General features: G+C 74.0%; 21 protein-coding genes. 12 read left to right on the top strand and 9 right to left on the bottom strand.

Translation table 11 applies throughout. The features are described from left to right. On the bottom strand, positions 1-1,294 hold a 1,294-nt coding region (locus ACIPXM_RS12580; RefSeq protein ID WP_401654775.1), incomplete at its 3' end, for an NAD(P)/FAD-dependent oxidoreductase. A 221-nt stretch (positions 1,295-1,515) separates the two neighbouring features. Here ACIPXM_RS12580 and ACIPXM_RS12575 point away from each other — a divergent pair. Beyond that, positions 1,516-2,301, top strand: coding sequence for a sulfite exporter TauE/SafE family protein (locus ACIPXM_RS12575; RefSeq protein ID WP_401654774.1), 786 nt, complete (start codon positions 1,516-1,518; stop codon positions 2,299-2,301). A gap of 46 nt (positions 2,302-2,347) precedes the next feature. Here the strand turns inward: ACIPXM_RS12575 and ACIPXM_RS12570 are convergent, their stop codons facing one another. From ACIPXM_RS12570 to ACIPXM_RS12560, 3 genes are all read right to left on the bottom strand, one after another. Further along, on the bottom strand, positions 2,348-2,974 hold the full coding sequence (locus ACIPXM_RS12570) for a class F sortase (RefSeq protein WP_401654773.1): 627 nt from the start codon (positions 2,972-2,974) through the stop codon (positions 2,348-2,350). A gap of 90 nt (positions 2,975-3,064) precedes the next feature. After that, the gene (locus ACIPXM_RS12565; protein ID WP_401654772.1) at positions 3,065-3,586 is read right to left on the bottom strand and encodes a hypothetical protein; all 522 of its coding nucleotides are present in this window, start codon (positions 3,584-3,586) and stop codon (positions 3,065-3,067) included. Positions 3,587-3,969: 383 nt separating this feature from the next. After that, the gene (locus ACIPXM_RS12560) at positions 3,970-4,827 is read right to left on the bottom strand and encodes an aminotransferase class IV (RefSeq protein WP_401654771.1); all 858 of its coding nucleotides are present in this window, start codon (positions 4,825-4,827) and stop codon (positions 3,970-3,972) included. 80 nt (positions 4,828-4,907) lie between these two features. Here ACIPXM_RS12560 and ACIPXM_RS12555 point away from each other — a divergent pair, with 80 nt between their 5' ends. The 5 genes from ACIPXM_RS12555 (at position 4,908) to ACIPXM_RS12535 (ending at position 10,269) form a co-directional block, all read left to right on the top strand. Next, positions 4,908-5,495, top strand: coding sequence for an NADPH-dependent FMN reductase (locus ACIPXM_RS12555; RefSeq protein WP_401654770.1), 588 nt, complete (start codon positions 4,908-4,910; stop codon positions 5,493-5,495). Positions 5,496-5,678: 183 nt separating this feature from the next. Beyond that, entirely contained in the window at positions 5,679-7,433 is a 1,755-nt protein-coding gene (locus ACIPXM_RS12550; RefSeq protein WP_401654769.1) for an ABC transporter ATP-binding protein, read from the top strand. Positions 7,434-7,669: 236 nt separating this feature from the next. Next, entirely contained in the window at positions 7,670-9,490 is a 1,821-nt protein-coding gene (locus ACIPXM_RS12545; protein ID WP_401654820.1) for an ABC transporter ATP-binding protein, read from the top strand. Between the two features lie 36 nt (positions 9,491-9,526). Then, positions 9,527-9,859: a divalent-cation tolerance protein CutA gene (gene cutA / locus ACIPXM_RS12540; protein ID WP_401654768.1), complete on the top strand. Its 333-nt coding sequence runs from the start codon at positions 9,527-9,529 to the stop codon at positions 9,857-9,859. After that, positions 9,856-10,269: a gamma-glutamylcyclotransferase family protein gene (locus ACIPXM_RS12535; RefSeq protein WP_401654767.1), complete on the top strand. Its 414-nt coding sequence runs from the start codon at positions 9,856-9,858 to the stop codon at positions 10,267-10,269. Before cutA ends, ACIPXM_RS12535 begins: the two co-directional genes overlap by 4 nt. On the opposite strand, the gene ACIPXM_RS12530 is transcribed toward ACIPXM_RS12535, so the two are convergent. The 3 genes from ACIPXM_RS12530 to ACIPXM_RS12520 all read right to left on the bottom strand — a co-directional run bounded on the left by ACIPXM_RS12530 (position 10,244) and on the right by ACIPXM_RS12520 (position 14,180). Next, on the bottom strand, positions 10,244-12,484 hold the full coding sequence (locus ACIPXM_RS12530) for a molybdopterin oxidoreductase family protein (RefSeq protein ID WP_401654766.1): 2,241 nt from the start codon (positions 12,482-12,484) through the stop codon (positions 10,244-10,246). The two genes, ACIPXM_RS12535 and ACIPXM_RS12530, sit on opposite strands and share 26 nt — an antisense overlap. Positions 12,485-12,649: 165 nt before the next feature. Further along, complete coding sequence (locus ACIPXM_RS12525; protein ID WP_401654764.1) at positions 12,650-13,378, bottom strand: vancomycin high temperature exclusion protein; 729 nt, start codon at positions 13,376-13,378, stop codon at positions 12,650-12,652. A 43-nt stretch (positions 13,379-13,421) separates the two neighbouring features. Next, on the bottom strand, positions 13,422-14,180 hold the full coding sequence (locus ACIPXM_RS12520) for an aquaporin (protein ID WP_401654763.1): 759 nt from the start codon (positions 14,178-14,180) through the stop codon (positions 13,422-13,424). A gap of 74 nt (positions 14,181-14,254) precedes the next feature. Here ACIPXM_RS12520 and ACIPXM_RS12515 point away from each other — a divergent pair, with 74 nt between their 5' ends. The 6 genes from ACIPXM_RS12515 (at position 14,255) to ACIPXM_RS12490 (ending at position 22,036) form a co-directional block, all read left to right on the top strand. Next, positions 14,255-14,956: a hypothetical protein gene (locus ACIPXM_RS12515; protein ID WP_401654762.1), complete on the top strand. Its 702-nt coding sequence runs from the start codon at positions 14,255-14,257 to the stop codon at positions 14,954-14,956. A 145-nt stretch (positions 14,957-15,101) separates the two neighbouring features. Continuing rightward, the gene (locus ACIPXM_RS12510; RefSeq protein ID WP_401654761.1) at positions 15,102-15,902 is read left to right on the top strand and encodes a sirohydrochlorin chelatase; all 801 of its coding nucleotides are present in this window, start codon (positions 15,102-15,104) and stop codon (positions 15,900-15,902) included. A gap of 48 nt (positions 15,903-15,950) precedes the next feature. After that, positions 15,951-17,327 (top strand): deoxyguanosinetriphosphate triphosphohydrolase, encoded by a 1,377-nt coding sequence (locus tag ACIPXM_RS12505; protein ID WP_401654760.1) that lies wholly within the window; start codon positions 15,951-15,953, stop codon positions 17,325-17,327. A 148-nt stretch (positions 17,328-17,475) separates the two neighbouring features. Continuing rightward, positions 17,476-18,738: an NAD(P)/FAD-dependent oxidoreductase gene (locus tag ACIPXM_RS12500; RefSeq protein ID WP_401654759.1), complete on the top strand. Its 1,263-nt coding sequence runs from the start codon at positions 17,476-17,478 to the stop codon at positions 18,736-18,738. Positions 18,739-18,774: 36 nt separating this feature from the next. Continuing rightward, positions 18,775-20,694, top strand: coding sequence for a DNA primase (dnaG, locus tag ACIPXM_RS12495; RefSeq protein ID WP_401654758.1), 1,920 nt, complete (start codon positions 18,775-18,777; stop codon positions 20,692-20,694). 175 nt (positions 20,695-20,869) lie between these two features. Continuing rightward, positions 20,870-22,036, top strand: a complete 1,167-nt coding sequence (locus ACIPXM_RS12490; protein WP_401654819.1) for an RNA polymerase sigma factor — start codon at positions 20,870-20,872, stop codon at positions 22,034-22,036. Positions 22,037-22,070: 34 nt separating this feature from the next. Here ACIPXM_RS12490 and ACIPXM_RS12485 read toward each other — a convergent pair whose 3' ends face one another. Both ACIPXM_RS12485 and ACIPXM_RS12480 read right to left on the bottom strand, forming a co-directional pair. Next, positions 22,071-24,008 (bottom strand): ABC transporter ATP-binding protein, encoded by a 1,938-nt coding sequence (locus ACIPXM_RS12485; RefSeq protein ID WP_401654757.1) that lies wholly within the window; start codon positions 24,006-24,008, stop codon positions 22,071-22,073. After that, complete coding sequence (locus ACIPXM_RS12480) at positions 24,008-25,741, bottom strand: ABC transporter ATP-binding protein (RefSeq protein ID WP_401654756.1); 1,734 nt, start codon at positions 25,739-25,741, stop codon at positions 24,008-24,010. The genes ACIPXM_RS12485 and ACIPXM_RS12480 overlap by 1 nt, the downstream gene beginning before the upstream one ends. Between the last annotated feature and the right edge of the window lie 41 nt (positions 25,742-25,782).

The following is a 25,782-nucleotide window of genomic DNA, read 5'->3' as shown; positions in this document are numbered from 1 at the left end:
GGGGGGGGGGGGGGGGGGGGGGGGGGGGGGGGGGGGGGGGGGGGGGGGGGGGGCGCGCCCCCCCCCCCCCCCCCCCCCCCGGGGTCTCCGGTGCGGATCGTCCGGACTGCGCCTCCACCGCGCTCCGCGCGCGTTCCGGCGCTTTACGTCCGGACGACCCACACGCTCCGACCCCGGCCCCCGGACGGTCTTCAGTCGTCCGCCCGCCGACGAGCGGGGTGGTGGGTGGATGGGTGCGGGGGGCGCTCGCCACCGGGGGGTGGGAGGGGGTGAGGACGTGGTCGGGGTGGGTGGGCTCCGGCGGCGTCGGGGGGTCGGGGAGGGAGAAGGTGGGGGGCTGGTCGGGGTGGACGGGCACGTGGCCGGGGGTGGGCAGATGGTCCTTGAGGTGGGGGAGGTCCGTCAGGAGGAGCTCCGTGAGGACGTCCGCCTGGTCAAGGGCCGGGGTCGCCAGGCCGTAGACCTGGCCGCGGTGTTCCGCGCAGTCGCCGATCGCGTGGATCCGCGGGTCGGAGGTGCGCAGCTCGTCGTCCACCACGATGCCCGTGCGCAGCGCCAGGCCCGCGTCCCTGGCCAGCGCCACCCGGGGGCGGACGCCGCAGGCCAGGACCACGAGCCGGGCGTCGAGGACGAAGCCGTCGGCCAGTTCGACGGCCGTCACCGCGCCGGACTCCGAGCGCAGGCCGCTCACCCGGCACTCGGTGTGCACCTCCACGCCCAGGTCCCGCAGATGGGACAGGAGGAGGGCGGCCGAGGTGGGGTCGAGCTGGCGTTCCATCAGGTGTTCGCCCTGCTGGGCGAGGACCACCTCGGCGCCCGCCGCGGCGAGGGCGCGGGCGGCCGAGACACCGAGCAGGCCGCCGCCGATGACCACCGCGGGCACCCCGGGCCGGACCAGGGCGCGCAGCGCCAGGCAGTCGTCGAGGGTGCGGAAGGCGTGCACGCCGGTGGGCGGCTCGGTGCCGCGCGGGCCCCGCAGGCCACGCAGTGGGGGCAGCACGGGGGCCGCGCCGGTCGCCAGGACCAGCCGGTCGTACGGGACGAGGGAGCCGTCCGCGCACTCGACGAGGCGGGCCGCCCGGTCGACGCGCACCGCGCGGACGCCGAGCCGGGCGGGCTCGCACGGCGCGGGCAGCGCGATGACCTCGGGGCCGTACCGCCCGGCCAGCACGTCCGCGAGCAGCAGCCGGTTGTACGGGGCGTGCGGCTCCTCGCCGAGGAGCGTGACCGGCAGGCGCTGGGCGAGCCGGGCGCCCGCCGTGCCGCCGCCGACCACCACGATCCGTGTACTCATGGGGGAAGCGTGCGCGGCGGGTGTTACCCGCCGGGAACCCGGTTGTTTCCCGCGCGGAACGCTGATCTCACGGACGGCGGGGCGGGCTGTGAGGGCGCACGGTGAGGGCGCACGGTGAGGGCGGGCCGTGAGGGTGGGCGCGCGGCCGGAAGCTCTGGGCTTGCTCAAGACCGCCGGGAATCGATGGAGGGCACACGCATCCGCCCTCTAGGCTCACCCGCATGCCTGACATATCCCTGACCACTCTCGCGCTGCTCTGCGTCGCCGCGCTCGCCGCCGGCTGGATCGACGCCGTGGTCGGGGGCGGCGGGCTGCTCCTGCTGCCCGCGCTGCTGCTCGGCCTGCCGCAGCTGCCCGCCGCGCAGATCCTCGCCACCAACAAGGCCGTGGCCATCGTCGGCACCTCCGGCGCCGCCGTCACCTATGTGCGCAAGGCGCCCGTACAGGTCGGCATGGCGGTCAGGATCGGACTCGCCGCGCTCGCCGGGTCGATGGGCGGGGCGTTCTTCGCCGCCGGGATCAGCAACGAGGTGCTGCGCCCGGTCATCATGGTCGTGCTGCTCGGCGTGGCCGCGTTCGTGCTGCTCCGGCCGTCCTTCGGCGCCCGCGCGGAGGGCACCGAGCGGCCGCCGCTCACCCGCGCCCGGGTGGTCACCGCGATCGTCGTGGTCGGCGGCGGCATCGGCCTGTACGACGGACTCTTCGGCCCCGGCACCGGCACCTTCCTGGTGCTCGCGCTCACCGCCGTGCTCCATCTCGACCTGGTGACCGCCTCCGCCACCGCCAAGATCGTCAACGTCTGCACCAACGCGGGCGCGCTCGCCATGTTCGCCTACCAGGGCCATGTGCTGTGGGCCCTCGCGGGCACGATGGCCGTCTTCAACCTGGTGGGCGGCACGCTGGGCGCCCGGATGGCACTGCGCAGGGGCTCGGAGTTCGTCCGCGGGGTGCTGCTGGTGGTCGTGTTCTCGCTGGTCGCGAAGCTCGCCTTCGACCAGTGGGCGTGAGGCGGCGTCCCCTGGGCCCGTACGGGCCACGGTCTGGACGCCCGGCCTAGACGCCCTTCACTCCGATCAGGTGGCCGAACGCCACCACATTGCCCTGGTAGCCGCCCGACTTCCGGGAGAAGGCGCCGCCGCAGGTGATCACCCGGATCTCCGCGCGGTCCGCCTCGCCGTACACCTTGGCGTCCGGGAACGCGTCCTTGTCGTAGACCTCGACCGCGTCGATCGTGAACACGGCGGTACGGCCGTCCTGGCGGTCCACCTCGATCCGGTGGCCCTTCTTCAGCGCGCCGAGCGCGTAGAAGACGGCCGGGCCCCGCGCGTTGTCGACGTGGCCCGCCACGATCGCCGTGCCCTTCGCGCCCGGGCCGGTGCCGTCCCGGTACCAGCCGGCCATGTTCCGGTCGGCCGCCGGAGGCACGTCGAGGGCGCCGCCCGGGCCGAGGCCGAGGCCCATCACCGGGGTGTCGACGTCGATCTCGGGGATCCGCAGCCGGACCGGCGCGGCGGGCGGCAGCGGGTCGGCGGCCGCCTCGGTGTGCACGCTCGGACCGGCCGCGAACGCCTGGGCCGCCGACGGCACCGGCGGGGTCACCTCGCCGGAGCCGTTCTGGATCATCCACAGGCCCACGCAGGCGGCGATCGCTATGCCCCAGCCCTTGCTGCTGTTGCTCACGGGACCTGCCTCTTCGGTACGGGAAGGTGGTCCTGCCCCCGCCGGGCCGTCAGCGGGCGCGCGGCGGGGGCAGGACGAGTGGCGGTACGCTCAGCCGCCCTGCGCGCCGCTCGCCCGGCGGCGCAGGAGCCAGGTACCGCCGACGGCGGCTGCGGCCAGCACCGCCGCGCCCGCCGCGACCTGGGTGTGGTCGGGGGTCACGCTGCCCCCGACGCCGGTCTGCACATGGCCGCTGGGGTTGCGGTGCTTGACCACCAGCTCGCCGCGCGCGGTCCGGCCGTTGTCGCAGGCCACACTGATCCAGTAGGTGCCCGCCTTGGCGTGGTGCGGCACCGTGAACTGGCCGACCACGACCTCCTTGTGCGTGCTCGGATTGAGCTGGAAGTCGCCCGCGCCGAGCGCGTTCGCGTCGCCGACGCCGTGGCCGTGGGAGCCGCAGGCGAGGGTGTTCACGGTGACGGTGGTCCCCGGGTCCGCGGAGGAGGGGAAGATCTCCAGGGACTCGGAGTTGTTGTTCGCGTACGCCAGGGGGGCGGCGAGCACGCCGAGGGCGACGGTCGTGATCGCGGCGCCGGCGAGCAGCGGGAGGGCGGGGACAGGGGTGCGGCGCATGGGGCCTCCGTGGCGCGCGGTAGGTCGTCCGGAAAGGGGCTTCCGTAGGACCGAGATAAATGCCCGCCGGGCCCGCCCGCCTGCTGATGTCCCATCAGAATTGCTCCGTCCGGGACGGCGCGTCACCTGGCTGCGGATCGTTTTCGCAGGTCAGGGTGGGTTTCGAGGCGTCAGCTGACGGTCCGTGCCGAACGGGTGAGGCCGCTCACCCGGTCGCTCGCCGGGCCCCCGTCCGGCCGCTCGCCGGGCCCCCCGTCCGGTAGCTCGGTGGGCCGCCCGTCCGGTAGCTCGGTGGGCCGGCCGCCCGGCCGCGCCCCCGGGCCGCGTGTGCCCGACCCGTAGGTCCGTCGTCCGCCGTCCGTCGGGCCCTGCCCCCCTGGCGCCTACAGGACGTCCCAGGTCGCTCCCTCGTACGCCGCCCACACCCGCGCCATCAGTTCCTCGTCCACCATCAGCTCGACGTCGTCGATCCGCGACACCGGCGCGATCCCGCGCGAGTTCGTCACGAAGGCCGAACGGAACCCGGGCACGTCCGCCAGGGTGACCTTCCGGGACACCGAGGGCAGCAGCGGGGCGACCAGCGCCATCGTGATGCCGGTGAGGTGCGGCGCCGTCGGCCAGATCACCGAAGTGCCGTCCCAGAAGGCCACGTTGGTGACCGCGCCCTCCGCGACCTCGGCGTCGGGGCCGCCGGTCAGCAGGGCCTCGTCGAAGCCCGCGCTGCGGGCCGCCTCGCCGTGGAACGCCTGGCCGAAGCCGCCCAGGTGCTTGATGTGGGCGGCGGGCCGCCAGTAGTCCACCGACTTCAGGGCGCGCGGCGCCCGGTCGTCCGGGGCCCCGGGCCGTACCGTCACCACGGTCCTGACCTCGCCCTCGCCGGGCCCGCCGCCCGCCCCGTACACGTACACCCGCGCCGCCGCGTCCCGTCGCCCCGCCGCCGCGAGGGCCCCGGTGAGCTCCGCGCGCACCCGCTCGCCGGGCAGGCCGCGGCCGAAGAGCTCATGGGTGGCGCGGTCGAGCCGCTCCAGGTGCAGGCCGAGCCCGCGCACCCGGCCGTCGCGCACCTGCATCGCGGTGAAGTGGCCGTAGCCGCTCATCAGGGTGGCGAGCAGGGCCGGGTCGCCGACGGGCGCGCCGTCGACGGACAGGTGGAGGGCCACCTCCCGGTCCGGGCCAGGAGCGGCGGGCGTCGGGGGCGTCGGCGGCGTGGCGGGCATCGGAGGCGTCGGAGGCGTCGTCATGAGGGTCACCGTATGTGGCGGAGAACTCGCGATCGAAGGGGGTTGACCTCAACCATGCTTGAGGAATCAAGCTTCTCGCCATGGACACCACGAACCCGCTGAACCTCGTCGTCATCGTCGCCAGCAACCGCGAGGGCCGCTTCGCGCCCGTCGTCGCCGACTGGTTCACCGCCCGCACCGCCGAGCGCGACGACTTCACCACCCGTATCGTCGACCTCGCCGAGGTCGACCTGCCCTCCGCCCTCTCGCACACGCCGAGCCCCGCCGTCCAGGCCGAACTCGCCAAGGTCGCCCCGGTCCTCGACGCCGCCGACGCCTTCGTCGTCATCACCCCCGAGTACAACCACTCCTTCCCCGCCGCCCTCAAGTCCCTGATCGACTGGCACTTCAAGGAGTGGCAGGCCAAGCCGGTCGGCTTCGTCTCCTACGGCGGCGTCTCCGGCGGCCTGCGCGCCGTCGAGCAACTCCGGCAGGTGTACGCCGAGATGCACGCCGTCACGGTCCGCGACACGGTCTCCTTCCACGGCGCCCACGGCCGCTTCGGCGACGACGGCAACCCCCTCGACCCGACCGGACCCGACGGCGCCGCCAAGTCCCTGCTCGACCAGCTCGGCTGGTGGGGGCACGCCCTGCGCAGTGCCAAGTCCACCCATCCGTACGCCGGTTGACCGGTCCGGTCCGGTCCGGTTCGGTCCGGATCGGATCGGAGCGGACCAAGCCGGAGCCGGCCGGCGGTGGTGCCGGCGCCATCGGCGTCGCCGGCGCCGCTCCGGCCTCCCCGCCCGTCACCCGACCACCCGCCCGTCCGGACCCGCCGCCCACCACCCGCGCGCCCAGGGGGTACACCCGCCATGCTGCTCCGCCTCGTCGTCGCCCGGCTCGGTCCCCACCGGCCGCGGCTCGCCCTCCTCGTCCTGCTCCAGCTCGTCCAGACCCTCGCCTCCCTCGCCCTGCCCACCCTCAACGCCGGAGTCATCGACCAGGGGGTGCTGCGCGGCGACACCGGCCGCGTGCTCTCCGGCGGCGGCCTGATGCTCGGGATCACCCTGCTCCAGGCCGCCGCAGCGGCGGCCGCCACCTACCTCGGCGCGCGGATCGCCATGGGCGTCGCCCGCGATCTGCGCTCCGAGACCTTCCGCCGGGTCCAGGGCTTCTCCGCCCACGAGACCGGCCGCTTCGGCGCCGCCTCGCTCGTCACCCGCACCACCAACGACATCCAGCAGATCCAGACCTTCACCGTCCTCGTCCTCACGATGCTGGTCGCCGCACCCCTGCTCTGCGTCGGCGGACTGGTCCTGGCCCTGCGCCAGGACCTGCCGCTCTCGCTCGTGCTGCTCCTGTTCGTCCCCGTGATGGCGCTCTCCGTCGGCGCCGTGGTGCTGCGGATGCGGCCGCTGTTCCGGGGCATGCAGCGGCGCGTCGACCAGGTCAACCGGCTGCTGCGGGAGCAGATCACCGGCATCCGGGTGGTCCGCGCCTTCGTCCGCGACGCCCATGAACAGCGCCGCTTCGGCGCCGCCAACGACGGTCTGCTCGACGTCGGGCTGCGCGCCGGACGCCTCCAGGCCGTCATGTTCCCCGTCGTGCTGCTCGTCTGGGAGCTCGCCGCCGTCGCCATCGTCCTGGTCGGCGCCCACCGCATCGACTCCGGCGCGCTGCAGCCCGGCGGACTCATCGCCTTCCTCGGCTATCTGCTCCAGATCTCCATGTCCGTGATGATGGTGACCTTCCTCTTCCTGCACATGCCGCGCGCCGAGGTCAGCGCCGAACGCGTCCGCGAACTCCTCGACACCACCCCCTCCGTGACCCCGCCCGCGCACCCCCGGCCGCCCGCCGCCGACCCCGGGCGGCTCGATCTGACCGGCGTCGGCTTCCGCTACCCCGGCGCCGAGGAACCCGTCCTCTCCGGCATCACCCTCACCGCCCGCCCCGGCCGCACCACCGCCGTCATCGGCTCCACCGGCAGCGGCAAGTCCACCCTGCTCGGCCTGGTGCCCCGGCTGTACGACACCACCGGCGGCCGGGTCGCGATCGGCGGCACCGACGTCCGCGACCTGGACCCGGCGCTGCTCGCCCGTACCGTCGGATTCGTCCCGCAGCGGCCGTACCTCTTCTCCGGCACCGTCGGCGGCAACCTCCGGTACGGGCGGCCCGACGCCACCGACGAGGAACTGTGGCGGGCCCTGGAGACCGCCCAGGCCGCCGACTTCGTCCGCGCGCTGCCCGAGGGGCTCGACGCCCCCGTCCAGCAGGGCGGCGGCAACTTCTCCGGCGGACAGCGCCAGCGCCTCGCCATCGCCCGGGTCCTCGTCGCCCGGCCCCGGATCTACCTCTTCGACGACTCCTTCTCCGCCCTCGACTCCAGCACCGACGCCCGGCTGCGGGCCGCCCTCGCCGCCGAGACCACCGACGCCACCGTCGTCATCGTGGCCCAGCGGGTCGCCACCATCCGCGACGCGGACCGGATCGTCGTCCTCGAAGGCGGCCGGGTCGTCGGCAGCGGCAGCCACGACGAACTCCTCGCCGCCAACCCCACCTACCAGGAGATCGTCCGCTCCCAGTCCCCGCTCACCCAGTCCCCGCTCACCCAGGAGGCCGCCGCGTGAGCAGCACCGCGCCCACCACCGGCACCACGACCACCACCGGCACCACCGGCACCACGACCACCGGCGCCGAGCCCACCACCGGCGCCGAGCCCACCACCGGCACCGCACCCGAGCCCGAGCCCGAGGCCAAGCGGCCCGGCACCCCCGACACGCGGCACGTCCCGGCCGCCCCCGCCCGGCTCGGCCCGCCCGCCGCCGAGCGCGGCCCCGGCGGCGGCCCCGCCCTCGAACGCTCGCTGCACTTCCGCGCCTCGGGCCTGCGGCTGCTGCGCACCCTCGGCCCCGACCGGCCGCTGCTGCTCGGCGTGGCCGGTGCCGCCGTCCTCGCCGTCACCCTCTCCGTGCTCTCCCCGAAGATCCTCGGCCACGCCACCGACCTCGTCGTCTCCGGCGCCCGCACCCCCGCCGGGGTCGACTTCGGCGCCGTCGGCCGGGCCCTCGCGCTCTCCGCCGCGCTCGTCGCCGGGGCCGCCGGGCTCACCTGGCTCCAGCAGCGGCTCGCCACCGCCGTCGTCCAGCGCGCCGGACACCGGCTGCGCGCCCGCGCCCAGGGCAAACTGTCCCGGCTGCCGCTGTCGTACGTCGACCGGCAGTCGCGCGGCGAACTGCTCTCCCGTACCACCAACGACATCGACAACGTCGTCACCACCCTCCAGCAGGCGCTCAGCCAGATGATCCGGGCGCTGCTCACGCTCGTCGGCGTGCTCGCGATGATGTTCTGGATCTCGCCGACGCTCGCCCTGATCGTGCTCGGCACCGTGCCGCTGTCGGTCGGCGTCGCCGCGTACGTCGGGCGCCGCGCCCAGCCGCAGTTCGTGAAGCAGTGGGCGGTGACCGGGCGGCTCAACGGACACGTCGAGGAGATGATCACCGGCCATGCGGAGGTGGTCGCCTTCGGCCGCCGCGCCGAGGCCGTCGAGCGCTTCGACGCGCTCGGCGAGCGGCTGTACCGGGCGAGCTTCCGTGCCCAGTTCATCTCGGGCTTCATCCAGCCGGCGCTCACCCTGGTCGGCAACCTCACCTATGTGGTCGTCGCCGTGGCCGGCGGGCTGCGGGTCGCGAGCGGCACGCTGACCGTCGGCGATGTGCAGGCGTTCATCCAGTACTCGTACGAGTTCAACGGACCGGTCACGCAGGTCGCCGCCATGGCCAACCTGCTCCAGTCCGGGGTGGCCTCCGCCGAGCGGGTGTTCGCGCTGCTCGACGCGGACGAGGAGACACCGGACCCGGAGGCGCCCGACCCGGAGCAGGACGTCATGGGGCGCGGCCCGGCCACCGGTCCGGTCACCGCTCCGGCTAACGCTCCGGCCACTGCTCCGTCCCCCGGGCGGGTCGCCTTCGAGAACGTCTCCTTCCGCTACGCCCCCGACAAGCCGCTCATCGACGACCTGTCGCTGACCGTCGAGCCGGGCCGGAAGGTCGCCATCGTCGGGCCCACCGGCGCGGGCAAGACCACCCTGGTCAATCTGCTCCTGCGCTTCTACGAGGTCGACGGCGGCCGGATCACCCTCGACGGCACCGACATCGCGACCGTCCCCCGGGCCGCCGTCCGCTCCCGGATCGGCATGGTGCTCCAGGACACCTGGCTGTTCGGCGGCACCATCGCCGAGAACATCGCGTACGGCACGACCCGCGAGGTCACCCGCGCCGAGATCGAGCGCGCCGCCCGGGCCGCGCACGCCGACCGCTTCGTCCGGACCCTGCCCGACGGGTACGACACCGTGCTCGCCGAGGACGGCGCCGGGCTCAGCGCGGGCGAGCGCCAACTCCTCACCCTGGCCCGGGCGTTCCTCGCCGATCCGGACATCCTGGTGCTCGACGAGGCGACCAGTTCGGTCGACACCCGCACCGAGGTGCTGATCCAGCGGGCGATGGCCCGGCTCGCGCACGGCAGGACCACCTTCGTCATCGCCCACCGGCTGTCCACCATCAGGGACGCCGACCTGATCCTCGTGATGGACCACGGCGCCCTCGCCGAACGGGGCACCCACGCGGAACTCCTCGCGAGCGACGGCGTCTACGCCCGGCTGCACGCGGCCCAGGGCGTGTCCGCGTGACCCGGAGAACCCGCCCCGGTTCGGTACCGTGACCGGGTGATCCTCTCCGTTGTCACCACCACCGACGCGCGCGCCAAGGCCGAGGCCCTGGCGCGCGGCGCCGTCGAGGCCAGGGCCGCCGCCTGCGGGCAGATCGTCGGACCGGTCACGTCGGTCTACCACTGGAAAGGGGCGATCGAGACCACCGAGGAGTGGCAGGTCGTCCTCAAGACCACCGAGGCGCGGTACCCGGACCTGGAGGCGTATCTGCTCGCGGCGCACGACTACGAGACGCCCGAGATCGTCGCCACCCAGGCCGCCAGGGTCGGCGCCGCCTACGCGCGCTGGGTGGAGCAGGAGACCGCCGCCCCGCCGCCGACCGGGCCGTGAGCACCCGGCCGGACGCCGCTCCCGAGCTGCCGTTCTTCGTGTACGGGACGCTGCGGCCCGGCGCGTACAACCACGACCGCTTCCTCGCCGGGCGCACCGCCGCCGAGGAGGCCGCGACCCTCACCGGTGCCGAGCTGCGGGACGGGCCCGGCTATCCGTACGCCGTCCCCGGCACGGGCAGGATCACCGGCACCCTGCTGACCGCCGCGCCCGGCGGCCACGATGAACTGCTCGGCATGCTGGACCGGTTGGAGCTGCCCGCCGGATACCGGCGGGTCGCGCTCGACGTCGTACGGGAGCGGGACGCGGCAAGCACCGCCGCCTGGGTGTATCTGGCGGCGCCCGGCGCGCCGCTCGGGCCGCCGATCGAGGGCGGCGACTGGTTCACGCGGCCGGAGCGGACGGGGTAGCCGGGGCGGCCGGGGGCATCGGGGCGGCCGGGGCGGCCGGGGTAGCGGGATCCGCCGCGTGCTCCGGCCCCGCCGCCCGCTCCAACCGCACCGCGCACACCTTGAACTCCGGCATCCGGGAGACCGGGTCGAGCGCCGGATTGGTCAGGGTGTTGGCGCGGCCCTCGCCCGGCCAGTGGAACGGCATGAAGACGGTGTCCGGCCGGATCGAGGTGGTGATCCGGGCCGGGGCGACCGCGCGGCCGCGCCGCGACACCACCGCGACCGGCTCGCCCTCCGCGACCCCGATCCGCTCGGCGAGCCGCGGGTGCAGCTCCACGAACGGGCCTGGCGCGGCGGCGGTCAGTTCGGCGACCCGCCGGGTCTGCGCGCCCGACTGGTACTGGGCGACGACCCGCCCGGTGGTCAGCACCACCGGATACGCGCTGTCGGTCTCCTCGGCCGCCGCCCGGTGGGTCACCGGCACGAACCTGGCCCGCCCGTCGTCCGTCGCGAACCGGTCGAGGAACAGCCGGGGGGTGCCCGGGTGCGGCGGCTCGCCAGGACCGGGGTCCGGGCACGGCCAGAACACGCCCTGCTCCCGCTCGATCCGCCGGTAGTCGATGCCCGCGTAGTCGGCGGGTCCGCCCGCCGAGGCCCGCCGCAGCTCGGCGAACACCTCCTCGGGGTCGGTCGGGAAGCCCTTCTCCCAGCCGAGCAGCGCCGCGAGATCGTGCAGCACCGCCAGGTCGCCGCGCACCCCCGGCGGCGGGTCGACCGCCCGGCGCCGCAGCAGCACCCGGCCCTCCAGATTGGTCATGGTGCCGGTCTCCTCGGCCCACTGGGTCACCGGCAGCACCACGTCGGCGAGTTCGGCCGTCTCGGACAGCACGACATCGGCGACGGCGAGGAAGTCCAGGGAGCGCAGCCGCCGCTCGATGTGGGCGGCCCGGGGCGCGGACACCACCGGGTTGGAACCCATCAGGAGCAGCGCCCGCACATCGGTGCCGAGCGCGTCGAGGAGCTCGTACGCGCTGCGCCCCGGGCCCGGCAGGCTGTCGGGGTCGACGCCCCAGACCCCGGCGACGTGCGCGCGGGCGGCCGGGTCGGCGAGCTTGCGGTAGCCGGGCAGCTGGTCGGCCTTCTGGCCGTGCTCCCGGCCGCCCTGTCCGTTGCCCTGGCCGGTGAGACAGCCGTAGCCGCTGTACGGGCGGCCCGCGTGGCCCGTCGCCAGGCACAGGTTGATCCAGGCGCCGACCGTGTCGGTGCCCTTGGACTGCTGCTCGGGGCCGCGCGCGGTGAGCACCATGCCGCTCCCGGCGTCGGCGAACAGCCGTACCGCCTCACGGAGCTGGGGCACGGGCACGCCGGTGATCCGCTCCACCTGCTCGGGCCAGTGCGCCATCGCCGCGGCCCGGGCGGCGGCCCAGCCGGTGGTGCGGGCGGCGACGAACTCCTCGTCGACCCGGCCCTCGGCGACCACCAGGTGAAGCAGCCCGAGGGCGAGCGCGAGGTCGGTGCCGGGGCGCGGGGCGAGATGGAGGTCGGCGTGCTCGGCGGTCCGGGTGCGGCGCGGGTCGACGACGATCAGCCGGCCGCCGTTCTCCTTCAGCTCGGTGAGGTACCGCAGGGCGGGCGGCATGGTCTCGGCGAGGTTGGAGCCGACGAGGATGACGCAGCCGCTGCGGGCCACGTCCGCCAGCGGGAACGGCAGGCCACGGTCGAGCCCGAAGGCCCGCTGGTGGGCGGCGGCGGCCGAGGACATGCAGAAGCGGCCGTTGTAGTCGATCTGCGAGGTGCCGAGGACGAGCCGGGCGAACTTGCCGAGCGCGTACGCCTTCTCGTTGGTCAGCCCGCCGCCGCCGAACACCCCGACGGCGTCGGCGCCGTGCGCGGCCCGGGTGCCGCGCAGCCCGTCGGCGACGACGGCCAGCGCCTCGGCCCAGCTCGCGGGCTCGAGGGCGCCGGAGCCGGGCCGCCGCACCAGCGGCTCGGTGAGCCGGACCCCGGTGGCGAGCACGGCGGGCGCGGTGCGGCCCTTGCCGCACAGCGCGCCCCGGTTCACCGGGAAGTCGGGCCGCTCGACGACTTCGAGCGGGATGCCGGAGGGGCCCCCGCCGTCTCTCGTGACCCGCAGGTTCATGCCGCACTGCAGGGCGCAGTACGGGCAGTGGGTGGCGGTCGCCCCGGGGGTGGCGGCGCCTGCGGCGGGGGTTGTGGCGGTGGCCTCGGACATGGTCCGAGGATGCGGCGGACGTGTTACGGGCGGGGTCGCCGCGCATTACGGCGCGGGTGCCGGGTGCTCAGGCCGGGCCCGGGTGCCGGGTGAGGGCGCGGGGTGAGGGTGCGCCGTACCCGGCCCGGCGGCCGGGCTCAGGGCCTCGGGCTCAGGACCTCGGACTCAGGGCTTGGCCGCGGGTGCGGGTGCGGCCAGGGCCTTCGCCACGCCGTCCTCGCGGTCGCCGAGGAAGTGCGGGTCGGGCCGCAGGGCCGCGTCGAGGGCGGCCTTCCCGGCGGCGGCCAGCTCGCGGGTGGTGCCGTAGTACCAGGTGGCGTCGTGCGGTTCGGGGACCCCGACGCCGTACGACTCGACGCCCGCCGCCCCGCACAGCGCGACCGCCCGCTTGATGTGGAAGTCCTGGGTGACGAGCACCGCCCGGTCCACCCCGAAGATCTTCTTGGCCCGGACGCAGCTGTCCCAGGTGTCGAAGCCCGCGTAGTCGCTGACCACCTTGTCGCCGGGGACGCCCCGGGCCGTCAGATAGGCGCGCATGGCGCTCGGCTCGTCGTACTCGGTGCGGCTGTTGTCGCCGGTGACCAGGAGGACCTTGACCTTGCCGGTGCGGTAGAGCTCGGCGGCGGCGTCGAGCCGGTGCGCGAGGTACGGGGTGGGGCGGCCCTTCCACAGTCCGGCGCCGAAGACCATGGCGACGTCCTGCGCGGGCACCTCGGCCGGGGCGCGGAGCCGGTCGGCGGCGACCGCGTGCATCCAGGTGGCGGGCGCGAGCGCGAGCACCGCCCCGAGCATCACGGCCTGGACGGCACGGCGGCGGCCCCGCGTGGTGCGCGGGAGCAGCCGGGCCGGGCGCGGTGGCCGGGGCAGGCGGCGGGGCAGGCGGACGCCGCGCATGCGGGTACCTCCGGGGATGTCGTGCGGGGTGCGGTCGGGCCGGTCACCCTGTTCGACGCGAATCGGCCGGTTTCGGTTCGCCGGGTACGGAATCCTCTGCTCCAGATCCGGTTCCGGACCCGGGCCCCGTCCCGTAAAGCAGGCCCGCCAGGCCCATGCCGAGCAGCATGCCGAGGAGCTGGGCGGCGGCGAACGCGGGGACCGAGCCGGGGGCGATGCCGGTGAAGGAGTCGGTGAGCGAACGCCCCACGGTGGCCGCCGGGTTGGCGAACGAGCCGGAGGAGGTGAACCAGATGGCGGCGCCGATGTATCCGGCGACGGCGACCGGCGCGAGCCCGGGGCGGCCGATCCGGTTCAGGCCCCGCACGACCAGGACGAGCCCCGCGGCGGCCACCGCCTCGCCGAGCAGCAGATGGGGTTCGGCCCGCTGCTCGGTGGCCAGGTCCGCGCCGGGCATCCGGCCGAACATCGCCTCGGCGAACAGGGCGCCCGCGACGGCGCCGCCCAGCTGGGCGACGACATAGACGGCGGCGGCCCTGGCGCCGCCCCGGGAACGGGCGGTCCACCACTCGGAGAGCGTGACGACCGGGTTGAAGTGGGCGCCGGACAGCGGGCCGATCAGCGCGATCAGCAGGCCGAGGCCGAGCGCGGAGGCGGCGGCGTTGGCGATCAGCCGGACGCCGAGGTCCTGGCTGAGGGCGTCGGCGCGGATGCCGGATCCGACGACGACGGCGACGAGCGCGGCGGTGCCGGTGAACTCGGCGAGAGCGCGCCGGGGGAGCGGCACGGGGGACATTCTCATAGCGGAAAAGATATTCCGTGATTCGGAATGAAAGAAGAGGGGAGGGAAGGATCCGTGCCGTCTATGCTCCGCAGGTGATCACCGAAGCCGCCGTTCTCGCCGCCGCCGTCCGCAACAACGCCGACTGGTGCGACACCCTGTGCCGCACCCACGGCCTGCCCGGCGCCTTCGGCCCGCGCGCCTGGACCAACTCCCGCCGCACCCCGCTCTACTACCCGGACGCCGTCACCCTGACCGAGGACGCCGGGGCGGCGGACGTGCTCGCCGGGATCGACGTGTCGCCCGGCGCCTCCGTGAAGGACAGCCACGCCCGCCTCGACCTGACCGGCGCGGGCTTCCGGACGCTGTTCGAGGCGCAGTGGATCGCCCTCGCCCCCGGCGGCCCCGGCCTGCCCGTCACGGCGGGACACCGCACGGTCGACACCCCGGCCGCCCTCGCCGCCTGGGCACTGGCCTGGAGCGACGGCGACGCCGAGGAGGCCGAACTGTTCCGCCCCGGGCTCCTCGACGACCCGACGACCACCGTCGTCGGCGGCTACGACGTCGCAGGACGGGTCCTGGGCGGTGCCGTCCTCACCGTCTCGGCGGGCGTCACCGGAGTGTCCAACCTCTTCACCGTCGACGACGTGCCGCCCGCCTACGCCTGGGCGGGCGCCCTCGCCGCCGCCGACCCCGGACTCCCGGTCGTCGGCTACGAGTCGGGCGACGACCTGGCCGCCGCGTGCGCGGTGGGCTTCGAGCCGATCGGCCCGCTGCGGGTCTGGCTGGCGAGCTGACCGGAGGCCCCGGCCCCCGGACCCACCCACCGCCAGAGCCCGCGCCCACGCCCTGACACCGCGCCCCACCCCCCGGTGAGCCCGCCGCAACCACCCGTGACCCCGGCGAAACCGCGCGGCAACGCGCCCTCGGCACGATCACCCCATGACCCGCCTCACCGGCAGCACCCGCACCGACGCCCACGCCCCCGACCTGATAGCCGTCGGCCACGGCAGCCGCGACCCCCGGGCCGCCGCCGCCCTGGCGACGCTGCTCGACCGGGTCCGCGAGCTGCGGCCCGGACTGACCGTGCGGCTCGCGCACATCGAGCACAGCGCGCCGCTGCTCGCCGACACCCTCGCCACCCTCGGCACGGGCCCGGGCACCGGCACCGGCACCGGCCCGGGCCGCGCCGCCGTCCTCGTCCCGCTGCTGTTCGCCCCCGGCCACCACGTCAAGCACGACCTGCCCGCCGCACTCGCCGCCGCCCCCGCCCTCCGGGCGACCGTCGCCGCGCCGCTCGGCCCGCACCCGCTGCTGATCGAGGCGCTCGCCGACCGGCTCGCCGAGGCGGGCTGGACGGCCGCCGACGGGGCATCGGCCACCACCGGCGTGGTGCTCGCCGCCGCCGGGTCGCGGGACCCCGAGTCGGTCCGCTGCGTCCGCCGGATCGCCGCCCGGCTCGGTGAACGCCTCGGCGGGGTGCCGGTGCTGCCCGGGTACGCCTCCGCCGCCGCGCCCACCGTCCCCGACGCGGTCCGGGCGCTCGCCGCCCGGGGCCGCCACCGGATCGCGGTCGCCTCCTGCTTCACCGCGCCCGGGCTCTTCGCCGCCCGCGCCGCCGCCCACGCCCCCTGGCTCGCCGCCGCCCCGCTCGGCGCCCACCCGGCCCTGGCCCGGCTGCTGCTGCGGCGCTACGACCAGGCCGTCACCCAGGTGCCCCGGCGGCAACTCGCCGCCGTCTGATCCCTTCCGTCCGATCCCTTTGTCCGTCCCGCCCGTTACCTTCGGTGCATGGAAGGCTTCGCGGACACCACCGGCACCACACCCACCGGCACCACACCCACCGACCTCGGGAGCACCCCTCTCGGGACCGCCCCCCTCGGGGGCACCCCCGGCTACGACGCGCACGACATCGAGCGCTGGGCCGCCGAGCCCGACAAACGGCCCGGCCGCACCGCCTTCCAGCGCGACCGGGCGCGCGTCCTGCACTCCGCCGCGCTGCGCAGACTCGCCGGGAAGACCCAGGTCGTCACCCCCGGCACCCGCAGCCACGCCTGGGACGCGAGCCCCCGCACCCGGCTCACCCACTCCCTGGAATGCGCCCAGGTCGGCCGCGAGCTCGGCGCCGCCCTCGGCTGCGACCCCGACCTCGTGGAGGCCGCCTGTCTCGCCCACGACATGGGCCACCCGCCGTTCGGGCACAACGGCGAGCAGGCGCTCAACGACTTCGCCAAGGACTGCGGCGGCTTCGAGGGCAACGCCCAGTCGCTGCGGCTGCTCACCCGCATCGAGCCCAAGCGGTTCGTCGCCGACCCGGCCACCGGCGAGCCCGTCAGCGTCGGGCTCAACCTGACCAGGGCCGCGCTCGACGCCGCCACCAAGTACCCCTGGACCCGCGGCGAGCACCCCACCGACCCCGGCTCGCCGAAGTTCGGCGTGTACGAGGACGACCTGCCGGTCTTCGCCTGGGTCCGGCAGGGCGCCCCCACCCACCGCAAGTGCTTCGAGGCCCAGGTCATGGACTGGTCCGACGACGTGGCCTACTCGGTGCACGACATCGAGGACGGCCTGCACGCCGGGCACATCGACCCCAACCTGCTGCTCGCCGAGCCCGAGCGGGCCGACATCTGGGACGTGGCCCGCGGCCGCTACGTACCGGAGGACACCGACCCGCAGGAGCTCGCCGACGCCCTCGACCGGCTGCTCGACCAGGACTGGTGGCCGCACGGCTACGACGGCTCCGCCGTCGCCCAGGCCCGCCTCAAGGACGCCACCAGCCAGCTCATCGGCCGCTTCTGCCTCGCCGCCGAGGGCGCCACCCGGCAGGCGTACGGCACCGGCCGGCTCACCCGCTACGGCGCCGAGCTGGTCGTGCCCCGCGAGACCCGCAACGAGTGCGCGGTCCTCAAGGCCGTCGCCGACCGGTACGTGATGCAGCGCGCCGAGCAGGAGGCGCTCCGCGCCGACCAGCGGATCGTGCTCGCCGAGCTGGCCGAGGCGCTGACCGCCCGCGCCCCCGAAGGGCTCGAACCCCAGTTCCGGTCCATGTTCGTCAGCGCGCCCGACGAGCGTTCCCGCAAGCGGGTGATCGTCGATCAGATCGCGTCCCTCACCGACGCGTCCGCCCGCGCCCTGCACACCAGGCTCCGCCCGCCGCGCAGTTCATGACGGGGAGGGGCGCCCGGCGGGGGCCGTTCGCCCCCTTTCGCCTTTCCGGCCGGTGCGGGACCCTCGCATCCACGTCCCGAGCGGGTGCGGTCCCGGCCGCGCCCGGGGGCGTAGCGTAGGGAACCGGGCGCAACGAGGAGGAATCAACGTGGTCGACGCAGATCAGACCTTTGTCATCGTCGGCGGTGGCCTGGCCGGGGCCAAGGCGGCGGAGACGCTGCGCGACGAGGGCTTCAACGGCCGGGTGATCCTCGTCGGCGACGAACGCGAGCATCCCTACGAACGCCCCCCGCTCTCCAAGGGCTACCTCCTCGGCAAGGACGACCGCGATTCGGTCTTCGTGCACGAACCCGCCTGGTACGCCCAGCACGACGTCGAACTCCACCTCGGCCAGACCGTCACCGCCATCGACCGCGACGCCCGCACCGTCCGGCTCGGCGACGGCACCGTCATCCGCTACGACAAGCTGCTCCTCGCCACCGGCGCCGAGCCGCGCCGCCTGGACGTCCCCGGCACCGGCCTGGCCGGGGTGCACCACCTGCGGCGGCTCGCCCACTCCGACCGGCTGCGCCACGAGCTGACCGCCCTCGGCCGGGACAACGGCCACCTGGTGATCGCGGGCGGCGGCTGGATCGGTCTTGAGGTGGCCGCCGCGGCCCGCTCGTACGGCGCCGAGGTCACCGTCATCGAGAGCGAGCCGACCCCGCTGCACAACGTCCTCGGGCCCGAACTCGGCCAGCTCTTCGCCGATCTGCACGCCGAGCACGGCGTCCGCTTCCACTTCGGCGCCCGGCTCACCGAGATCACCGGCCAGGACGGCATGGTCCTCGCGGTCCGCACCGACGACGGCGAGGAGCACCCGGCGCACGCCGTGCTCGTCTCGATCGGCGCCGCCCCGCGCACGGTCCTCGCCGAGAACGCCGGGCTCGCCCTGGTCGACCGGGCCGACGGCGGCGGCATCGCCGTCGACGAGTCGCTGCGCAGCTCCGACCCCGACATCTTCGCGGCCGGTGACGTGGCCGCCGCCCACCACCCGTTCCTGCACCACCGCATCCGCGTCGAGCACTGGGCGAACGCGCTGAACGGCGGCCCGGCCGCCGCCCGCGCCATGCTCGGCCGGAACGTGTCCTACGACCGCGTCCCCTACTTCTTCTCCGACCAGTACGACCTGGGCATGGAGTACTCGGGCTGGGCGCCGCCCGGCTCGTACGACCAGGTGGTGGTGCGCGGCGACGCCGGGAAGCGCGAGTTCATCGCCTTCTGGCTGAAGGAGGGCCGGGTGATCGCCGGCATGAACGTGAATGTGTGGGACGTCACAGATCCGATCCAGCGGCTGATCCGGTCCCGTGCCCAGGTGGACCAGGACCGGCTCGCGGACCCCTCGGTGCCGCTCGACGAGCTGCTTGCCTGAGCCCGGGTTCCCCGCCCGCCCCCGTATCATTCATGCGTGGCAGGCAGGATCAACGATGAGGACGTGAAGGCGGTACGGGACGCGGTCCCGATCGACGCCGTCGTGTCCGAGTACCTCCAGCTCCGCAACGCGGGCGGCGGGAACCTCAAGGGCCTCTGCCCCTTCCACGACGAGAAGTCGCCCTCCTTCCAGGTCAGCCCCAGCAAGGGTCTGTTCCACTGCTTCGGCTGCCAGGAGGGCGGCGACACCATCGCCTTCGTGATGAAGATCGACCACCTCTCCTTCTCGGAGACGGTCGAGCGGCTCGCCGCCCGCGCGGGCATCACGCTGCGTTACGAGGAGGGTGGCTACAACCCCGGCCACCAGCGCGGCGAGCGCACCCGGCTGGTCGAGGCGCACAAGATCGCCGCCCAGTACTACGCCGAGCAACTCGGCTCCGCCGAGGCCGAGATCGGCCGCACGTTCCTCGCCGAGCGCGGCTTCGACCAGGCCGCCGCCGAGCACTTCGGCGTCGGCTACTCCCCGGCGGGCTGGGACCACCTCACCCGCTTCCTGCGCGGCAAGGGCTTCACCGACCGCGAGCTGACCCTCTCCGGGCTCTCCCAGGAGGGCCGCCGCGGCCCCATCGACCGCTTCCGCGGCCGTCTGATGTGGCCGATCAGGGACGTCGGCGGCGACGTCGTCGGCTTCGGCGCGCGCAAGCTCCGCGACGACGACAACGGGCCCAAGTACCTGAACACGCCCGAGACGCCGATCTACAAGAAGTCCCAGGTGCTCTACGGCGTCGACCTGGCGAAGAAGGACATCGCCAAGGTCAGCCGGGCCGTCGTGGTCGAGGGCTACACCGACGTCATGGCCTGCCACCTGGCCGGTGTCACCACCGCCATCGCCACCTGCGGCACCGCCTTCGGCGGCGACCACATCAAGATCCTGCGCCGCCTCCTGATGGACAACGGCTCGGCCCGGGTGATCTTCACCTTCGACGGCGACGCCGCCGGGCAGAAGGCCGCCCTTCGCGCCTTCGAGGACGACCAGAAGTTCGCCGCCGAGACCTACATCGCCATCGCCCCCGACGGCATGGACCCCTGCGAACTACGGCTCGCCAAGGGCGACCAGGCCGTCGCCGAGCTGGTCGAGCCGCGCGTCCCGCTGTTCGAGTTCGCGCTGCGCCAGATCGTCCGCCGCTACGACCTGGAGATCCCCTCCGGCCGGGCCGCCGCCCTCGACGAGGCCGCGCCGATCGTCGCCCGGATCAAGAACGTGGCCTCCCAGCACGAGGTCGCCGTGCAGCTCGCCGGGATGCTCGGCATCCTCGACACCCAGTTCGTGGTGCGCCGGGTCGCCCAGGTCGCCCGCTGGCAGCGCGGCGGCGGCAAGGGCCAGGGCCCGGGCCACGGCGACGACCGGTCCGCCGGGGCCGGCCGCGGCGCCCAGCGCTCCTCGTACGACATCCAGGCCCCCAGCGGCCCGGCGGGCCCCGCGCTCAACCTGCGCAGCCCCGCCCACCGCACCGAACGCGAACTCCTCAAGCTCGCCCTGCAGTACCCGGCGCTGGTCTCCCCGGCCTTCGACGCCTACGGCATCGACGAGTTCACCGCCCCGCCCTACGCGGCCGTCCGCCAGTGCGTCCAGGCCGCGGGCGGCGCCACCGGGGCCCCCGCCGACTACCTCGACGCGGTCCGCGAGGCCGCCCCCGACGACACCGTGCGCGCCCTCGTCACCGAACTCGCCGTCGAGACGATCTTCGCGAAGAACGTCGACGAGGCGTACGCGGGCGACCAGCTGGTGACCGTACGGCTGCGCGCCGTCGACCGCCGGATCCGTGACGTCCAGGGCGCCCTGGCCCGGCTCGGCCACAACGGCGACCCGCAGCAGCACGCGGCGCTCCAGGAAGAGCTCTGGGTCCTCACCCAGTACGGCCAGTCCCTGAAGAACCACGGCGCGGCGGCGCTCTGACCGTCCACGCCTCGCCCGCGCCACCGCACGTGCCCCGGTCGCGCCCCGGCCGGGCGTCCGTCGGCCGTGCGTTCGCCGGGTAACCGGCCGGTCACGTACCGAACTCAAAAAGTCGCCGCACGCCCCTCGTGGCGGCTGGCGCTCGTGCCCCACACTGGGTGACGGTGCCGTCCCGCTGCCCGTACGCCCCCGAACCGGCAGCGATCACCCGCCCTGGAGGTCGCCCCCCGTGCAGACCCAGACCGTTCCCGCGTCCCGGGAGTCCCAGGAACCCCCGCCGGTCGAGCTCGTCGCCGTCGAGGACGAAGCCGAACCGGACGAAGCCGAACCGGACGTCGAGCCGTTGGCCGAAGCCGAGCAGGAACCGGACCCGGAACCGGAACCCGTGCGGGCCGCCGCGCGGCGCGGCAAGCCCGATCCCGGCGGGAACGGGCCCTCGTCCGACCTCTTCCGGCAGTACCTGCGGGAGATAGGCCGGGTGCCGCTGCTCACCGCCGCCGAGGAGGTCGAGCTGGCCCGGCGCGTCGAGGCCGGTCTGTTCGCCGAGGAGAAGCTGACCAGCACCCCTGATCTCGACAGCCAGTTGGCGCACGACCTGGACCGGATCGTGGTGCTCGGCCGGATCGCCAAGCGCCGGCTCATCGAGGCCAATCTGCGGCTCGTCGTCTCCGTCGCGAAACGGTACGTGGGCCGCGGCCTGACCATGCTCGACCTGGTCCAGGAGGGCAACCTCGGCCTGATCAGGGCGGTCGAGAAGTTCGACTACGCGCGCGGCTACAAGTTCTCGACGTACGCCACCTGGTGGATCCGGCAGGCGATGTCCCGGGCCCTCGCCGACCAGGCCCGCACCATCCGGGTCCCGGTCCATGTCGTCGAACTCATCAACCGGGTCATCCGGGTGCAGCGCCGGATGCTCCAGGAACGCGGCTACGAACCCACCGCCGAAGAGGTCGCCGCCCAGCTCGACCTCGCCCCCGAACGGGTCGGCGAGGTGCTGCGGCTCGCCCAGGAACCCGTCTCGCTGCACGCGCCCGTCGGCGAGGAGGACGACGTCGCCCTCGGCGACCTCATCGAGGACGGCGACGCCGCCTCCCCCGTCGAGTCCGCGGCCTTCCTGCTGCTGCGCCAGCACCTGGAGGCGGTGCTCTCCACCCTCGGCGAACGCGAGCGCAAGGTCGTGCAGTTGCGCTACGGCCTGGACGACGGCAGGCCCCGCACCCTGGAGGAGATCGGACAGCTCTTCGGCGTGACGCGCGAACGCATCCGCCAGATCGAGTCCAAGACCCTCAACAAGCTGCGGGACCATGCCTACGCCGACCAGCTGCGCGGCTATCTCGACTGACCCGCCGCTACGGCCGGCCGGTCCCGGACCGAGGTCAGTCCACCTCGGCGACCGCCTGCGCGAACTGCGCCGCGTACAGGCGCGCGTACGCACCCTCCGCCGCCAACAGCTCCTGGTGCGTGCCCTGTTCGACGATCGAACCGTTCTCCATCACCAGGATCACGTCCGCGTCCCGGATGGTGGAGAGCCGGTGCGCGATCACGAACGAGGTCCGCCCGTGCGCGAGCCGCGCCATCGCCTTCTGGATCAGCACCTCGGTCCGGGTGTCGACCGAGCTGGTCGCCTCGTCCAGGACCAGGATCACCGGGTCGGACAGGAACGCCCGCGCGATGGTGATCAGCTGCTTCTCACCGGCGCTGACCCCGGCACCGTCGTCGTCGATCACCGTGTCGTAGCCGTCCGGCAGGGTCCTGACGAAGCGGTCGGCGTGGGCCGCCCGCGCCGCCTCCTCGATCTCCGCCCGGGTGACCTCGCGGGTGGCGCCGTACGCGATGTTCTCCGCGATCGTGCCGCCGAACAGCCAGGTGTCCTGCAACACCATGCCGATCCCGGCCCGCAGGTCCTCCCGCGGCATGCTCGCGATGTCCGTGCCGTCCAGGGTGATCCGGCCGCCGGTCACCTCGTAGAACCGCATCAGCAGGTTGACCAGGGTGGTCTTGCCCGCGCCGGTCGGGCCGACGATCGCGACCGTGTGACCGGGCTCCACCGTCAGCGACAGGTCCTCGATGAGCGGCTTGTCCTCCTCGTAGCGGAACGACACGTGCTCCAGGGCGACCTTGCCCTTGAGGTCCTTCAGGTCGACCGGCGTCGCGGCGCGCGGCGCGTCCGGCGCCTGCTCCTCCGCGTCGAGCAGCTCGAAGATCCGCTCCGCCGACGCGACACCGGACTGCACCAGGTTCGCCATCGAGGCGACCTGGGTCAGCGGCATCGAGAACTGCCGGGAGTACTGGATGAACGCCTGCACGTCACCGATGGACAGGCTGCCGCTCGCCACCCGCAGACCGCCGACGACGGCCACCAGGACGTAGTTCAGGTTCGACACGAACAGCATCACCGGCTGCATCACGCCGCTGTTGAACTGGGCCTTGAACCCGGCCTCGTACAGCGCCTGGTTCTGCTCGTGGAAGTCCTCGGCGGACTCCTGCTGCCGCCCGAACACCTTCACCAGGGTGTGACCGCTGTACATCTCCTCGACGTGCGCGTTGAGCTTGCCCGTCGACTTCCACTGCTGCACGAAGTGCGGCTGCGAACGCTTGCCGATCTTCGTCGCGACCAGCACCGAGATCGGCACCGTGATCAGCGCCACCAGCGCGAGCAGCGGCGAGATCCAGAACATCATCGCCAGCACGCCGACGATCGTCAGCAGCGAGTTGACCAGCTGGCCCATCGACTGCTGGAGCGTCTGCGAGATGTTGTCGATGTCGTTGGTCGCCCGCGACAGCACCTCACCGCGCTTGGCGCGGTCGAAGTACGACAGCGGCAGCCGCGCCAGCTTCGCCTGGACGTCCGCACGCATCCGGAACACCGTCCGGTTGATCACCGTGATCGACATCCGGGTCGACACCAGCATCAGCAGCCCCGCGACGACGTACACGCCGAGCGCCCAGCCCAGCACCTCGCCGACCGCCGTGAAGTCGATGCCCTTGCCCGGGGTGAAGTCCACCCCGGACAGCATGTCCGCCATGCCGCCGTCGCCCTTGGCGCGCAGCCCGGCGAGCGCCTGCTCCTTCGTCACGCCCTCGGGCAGCCGTCGCCCGACCACGCCCGCGAAGACCAGGTCGGTCGCCTTGCCCAGGATCTTCGGGCCGACCACCGACGCCGCCACCGAGAGCACACCGGCGACCAGCATCACCCACAACAGGGCGCGCTCCGGCGCCAGCTGCTTCAGCAGCCGCTTGCCCGAGCCCTTGAAGTCCATCGACCTCTGGTCCGGGCCGCCGCCTGCCATCATCCGTCCGCCAGGACCGGCCATCAGGCTGCCTCCGCCTCGGTCAGCTGGGAGAGCACGATCTCCCGGTACGTCTCGTTGTCCGCCATCAGCTCGTGGTGGCGGCCGGTGCCGACCACCCGGCCCTCGTCGAGGACCACGATCCGGTCGGCGTCCCTGATCGTCGACACCCGCTGGGCGACGATGACCACGGTCGAGTCGGCCGTCTCCGCCGAGAGCGCGGCGCGCAGCCGCGCGTCCGTCTCGTAGTCGAGCGCCGAGAACGAGTCGTCGAAGAGATAGATCTCCGGCCGCTGCACCAGCGTCCTGGCGATCGCGAGCCGCTGCCGCTGCCCGCCGGACACATTGGTGCCGCCCTGCGCCACGGGCGCGTTCAGACCGCCCTCCAGCTTCGTCACGAAGTCCTTGGCCTGGGCCACCTCCAGGGCGTGCCACAGCTCCTCGTCGGTCGCGTCGGGCTTGCCGTACCGCAGATTGGTCGCCACCGTCCCGGAGAACAGGTACGGCTTCTGCGGCACCAGGCCGACGGTCCGCGCCATCAGCCCGGGGTCGAGCGTGCGCACGTCCACGCCGTCGACGAGCACCTCGCCGCCGGTCACGTCGAACAGCCGCGGCACCAGGCCGAGCAGCGTCGACTTGCCGGAGCCGGTCGAGCCGATGATCGCGGTGGTCTCGCCGGGGCGCGCCACCAGCTCGATCTCCCGCAGCACCGACTCCTCGGCGCCCGGGTAGCGGAAGTCCGCGCCGCGCACCTCCAGATGCCCGCGCCGGTCCAGGGTCCGCACCGGCTCGGCCGGCGGCACCACGCTGGACTCGGTGGCCAGGACCTCCTGGATGCGCTCGGCGCACACCTCGGCCCGCGGCACCATCATGAACATGAAGGTGGCCATCATCACGGCCATCACGATCTGCATCAGGTACGCGAGGAACGCGGTGAGCGCGCCGATCTCCATGGCGCCGCTGTCGATGCGGTGCGCGCCGAACCAGACGACGGCGATCGACGACACGTTCACGACCGTCATCACGGTCGGGAACATCAGGGCCATCAGTCGCCCGGTGGACAGCGACACCTCGGTGAGCTCGGTGTTGGAGCCCTTGAAGCGCTCGCGCTCGTAGTCGTCGCGGACGAAGGCGCGGATGACCCGGTTGCCGGTGATCTGCTCGCGCAGCACCCGGTTCACCGTGTCGAGCCGCTCCTGCATGGTGCGGAACAGCGGCCGCATCTTCCGCACGATCAGCGAGACCGCGATGCCGAGCACCGGCACCACGGCGATCAGCACGCCGGACAGCGGCACGTCCTGGCCGAGCGCCATGACGATGCCGCCGACGCACATGATCGGCGCGGAGACCATCAGGGTGAACGCCATCAGGACCAGCATCTGGACCTGCTGCACGTCATTGGTGGTACGGGTGATGAGCGACGGCGCACCGAAGTGCCCGACCTCCCGGGCCGAGAAGGACTGCACCCGATCGAAGACCGCGGCCCGCACGTCCCGCCCGAGCGCGGACGCGGTCCGCGCGCCGTAGAACACGGCGCCGATGTTGCAGACGACCTGCACCAGGGACACGCCGATCATCAGCGCGCCGAAGCGCAGGATGTAGCCGCTGTCCCCGTTCACGACACCGTGGTCGATGATGTCGGCGTTCAGGGTCGGCAGATAGAGAGTGGCGCTGGTCTGCAGCAACTGGAGCAGCACCAGCAGGGCGATGGGTTTTCTGTACGGTCCGAGGAAGGTCCGGAGAAGTCTTATGAGCACGGGGACTACTATCGCCCGCGCTGCCGAGACGTTACGACTCG

It is taken from the genome of Streptomyces sp. NPDC090025, assembly GCF_044748125.1.
Taxonomy (GTDB): domain Bacteria; phylum Actinomycetota; class Actinomycetes; order Streptomycetales; family Streptomycetaceae; genus Streptomyces.
Note: the sequence above shows the minus strand (reverse complement) of the source record. Positions and strands in the feature narration are given on the sequence as shown.

What these genes read in the sequence shown, in the direction of transcription:
- ACIPXM_RS12575 (WP_401654774.1), top strand. Translation starts at nt 1,516, where the DNA reads ATGCCTGACATATCCCTGACCACTCTCGCGCTGCTCTGCGTCGCCGCG.
- ACIPXM_RS12565 (WP_401654772.1), bottom strand. Translation starts at nt 3,586, where the DNA reads ATGCGCCGCACCCCTGTCCCCGCCCTCCCGCTGCTCGCCGGCGCCGCG.
- ACIPXM_RS12560 (WP_401654771.1), bottom strand. Translation starts at nt 4,827, where the DNA reads ATGACGACGCCTCCGACGCCTCCGATGCCCGCCACGCCGCCGACGCCC.
- ACIPXM_RS12555 (WP_401654770.1), top strand. Translation starts at nt 4,908, where the DNA reads ATGGACACCACGAACCCGCTGAACCTCGTCGTCATCGTCGCCAGCAAC.
- ACIPXM_RS12550 (WP_401654769.1), top strand. Translation starts at nt 5,679, where the DNA reads ATGCTGCTCCGCCTCGTCGTCGCCCGGCTCGGTCCCCACCGGCCGCGG.
- ACIPXM_RS12530 (WP_401654766.1), bottom strand. Translation starts at nt 12,484, where the DNA reads ATGTCCGAGGCCACCGCCACAACCCCCGCCGCAGGCGCCGCCACCCCC.
- ACIPXM_RS12525 (WP_401654764.1), bottom strand. Translation starts at nt 13,378, where the DNA reads ATGCGCGGCGTCCGCCTGCCCCGCCGCCTGCCCCGGCCACCGCGCCCG.
- ACIPXM_RS12520 (WP_401654763.1), bottom strand. Translation starts at nt 14,180, where the DNA reads ATGAGAATGTCCCCCGTGCCGCTCCCCCGGCGCGCTCTCGCCGAGTTC.
- ACIPXM_RS12510 (WP_401654761.1), top strand. Translation starts at nt 15,102, where the DNA reads ATGACCCGCCTCACCGGCAGCACCCGCACCGACGCCCACGCCCCCGAC.
- ACIPXM_RS12505 (WP_401654760.1), top strand. Translation starts at nt 15,951, where the DNA reads ATGGAAGGCTTCGCGGACACCACCGGCACCACACCCACCGGCACCACA.
- ACIPXM_RS12485 (WP_401654757.1), bottom strand. Translation starts at nt 24,008, where the DNA reads ATGGCCGGTCCTGGCGGACGGATGATGGCAGGCGGCGGCCCGGACCAG.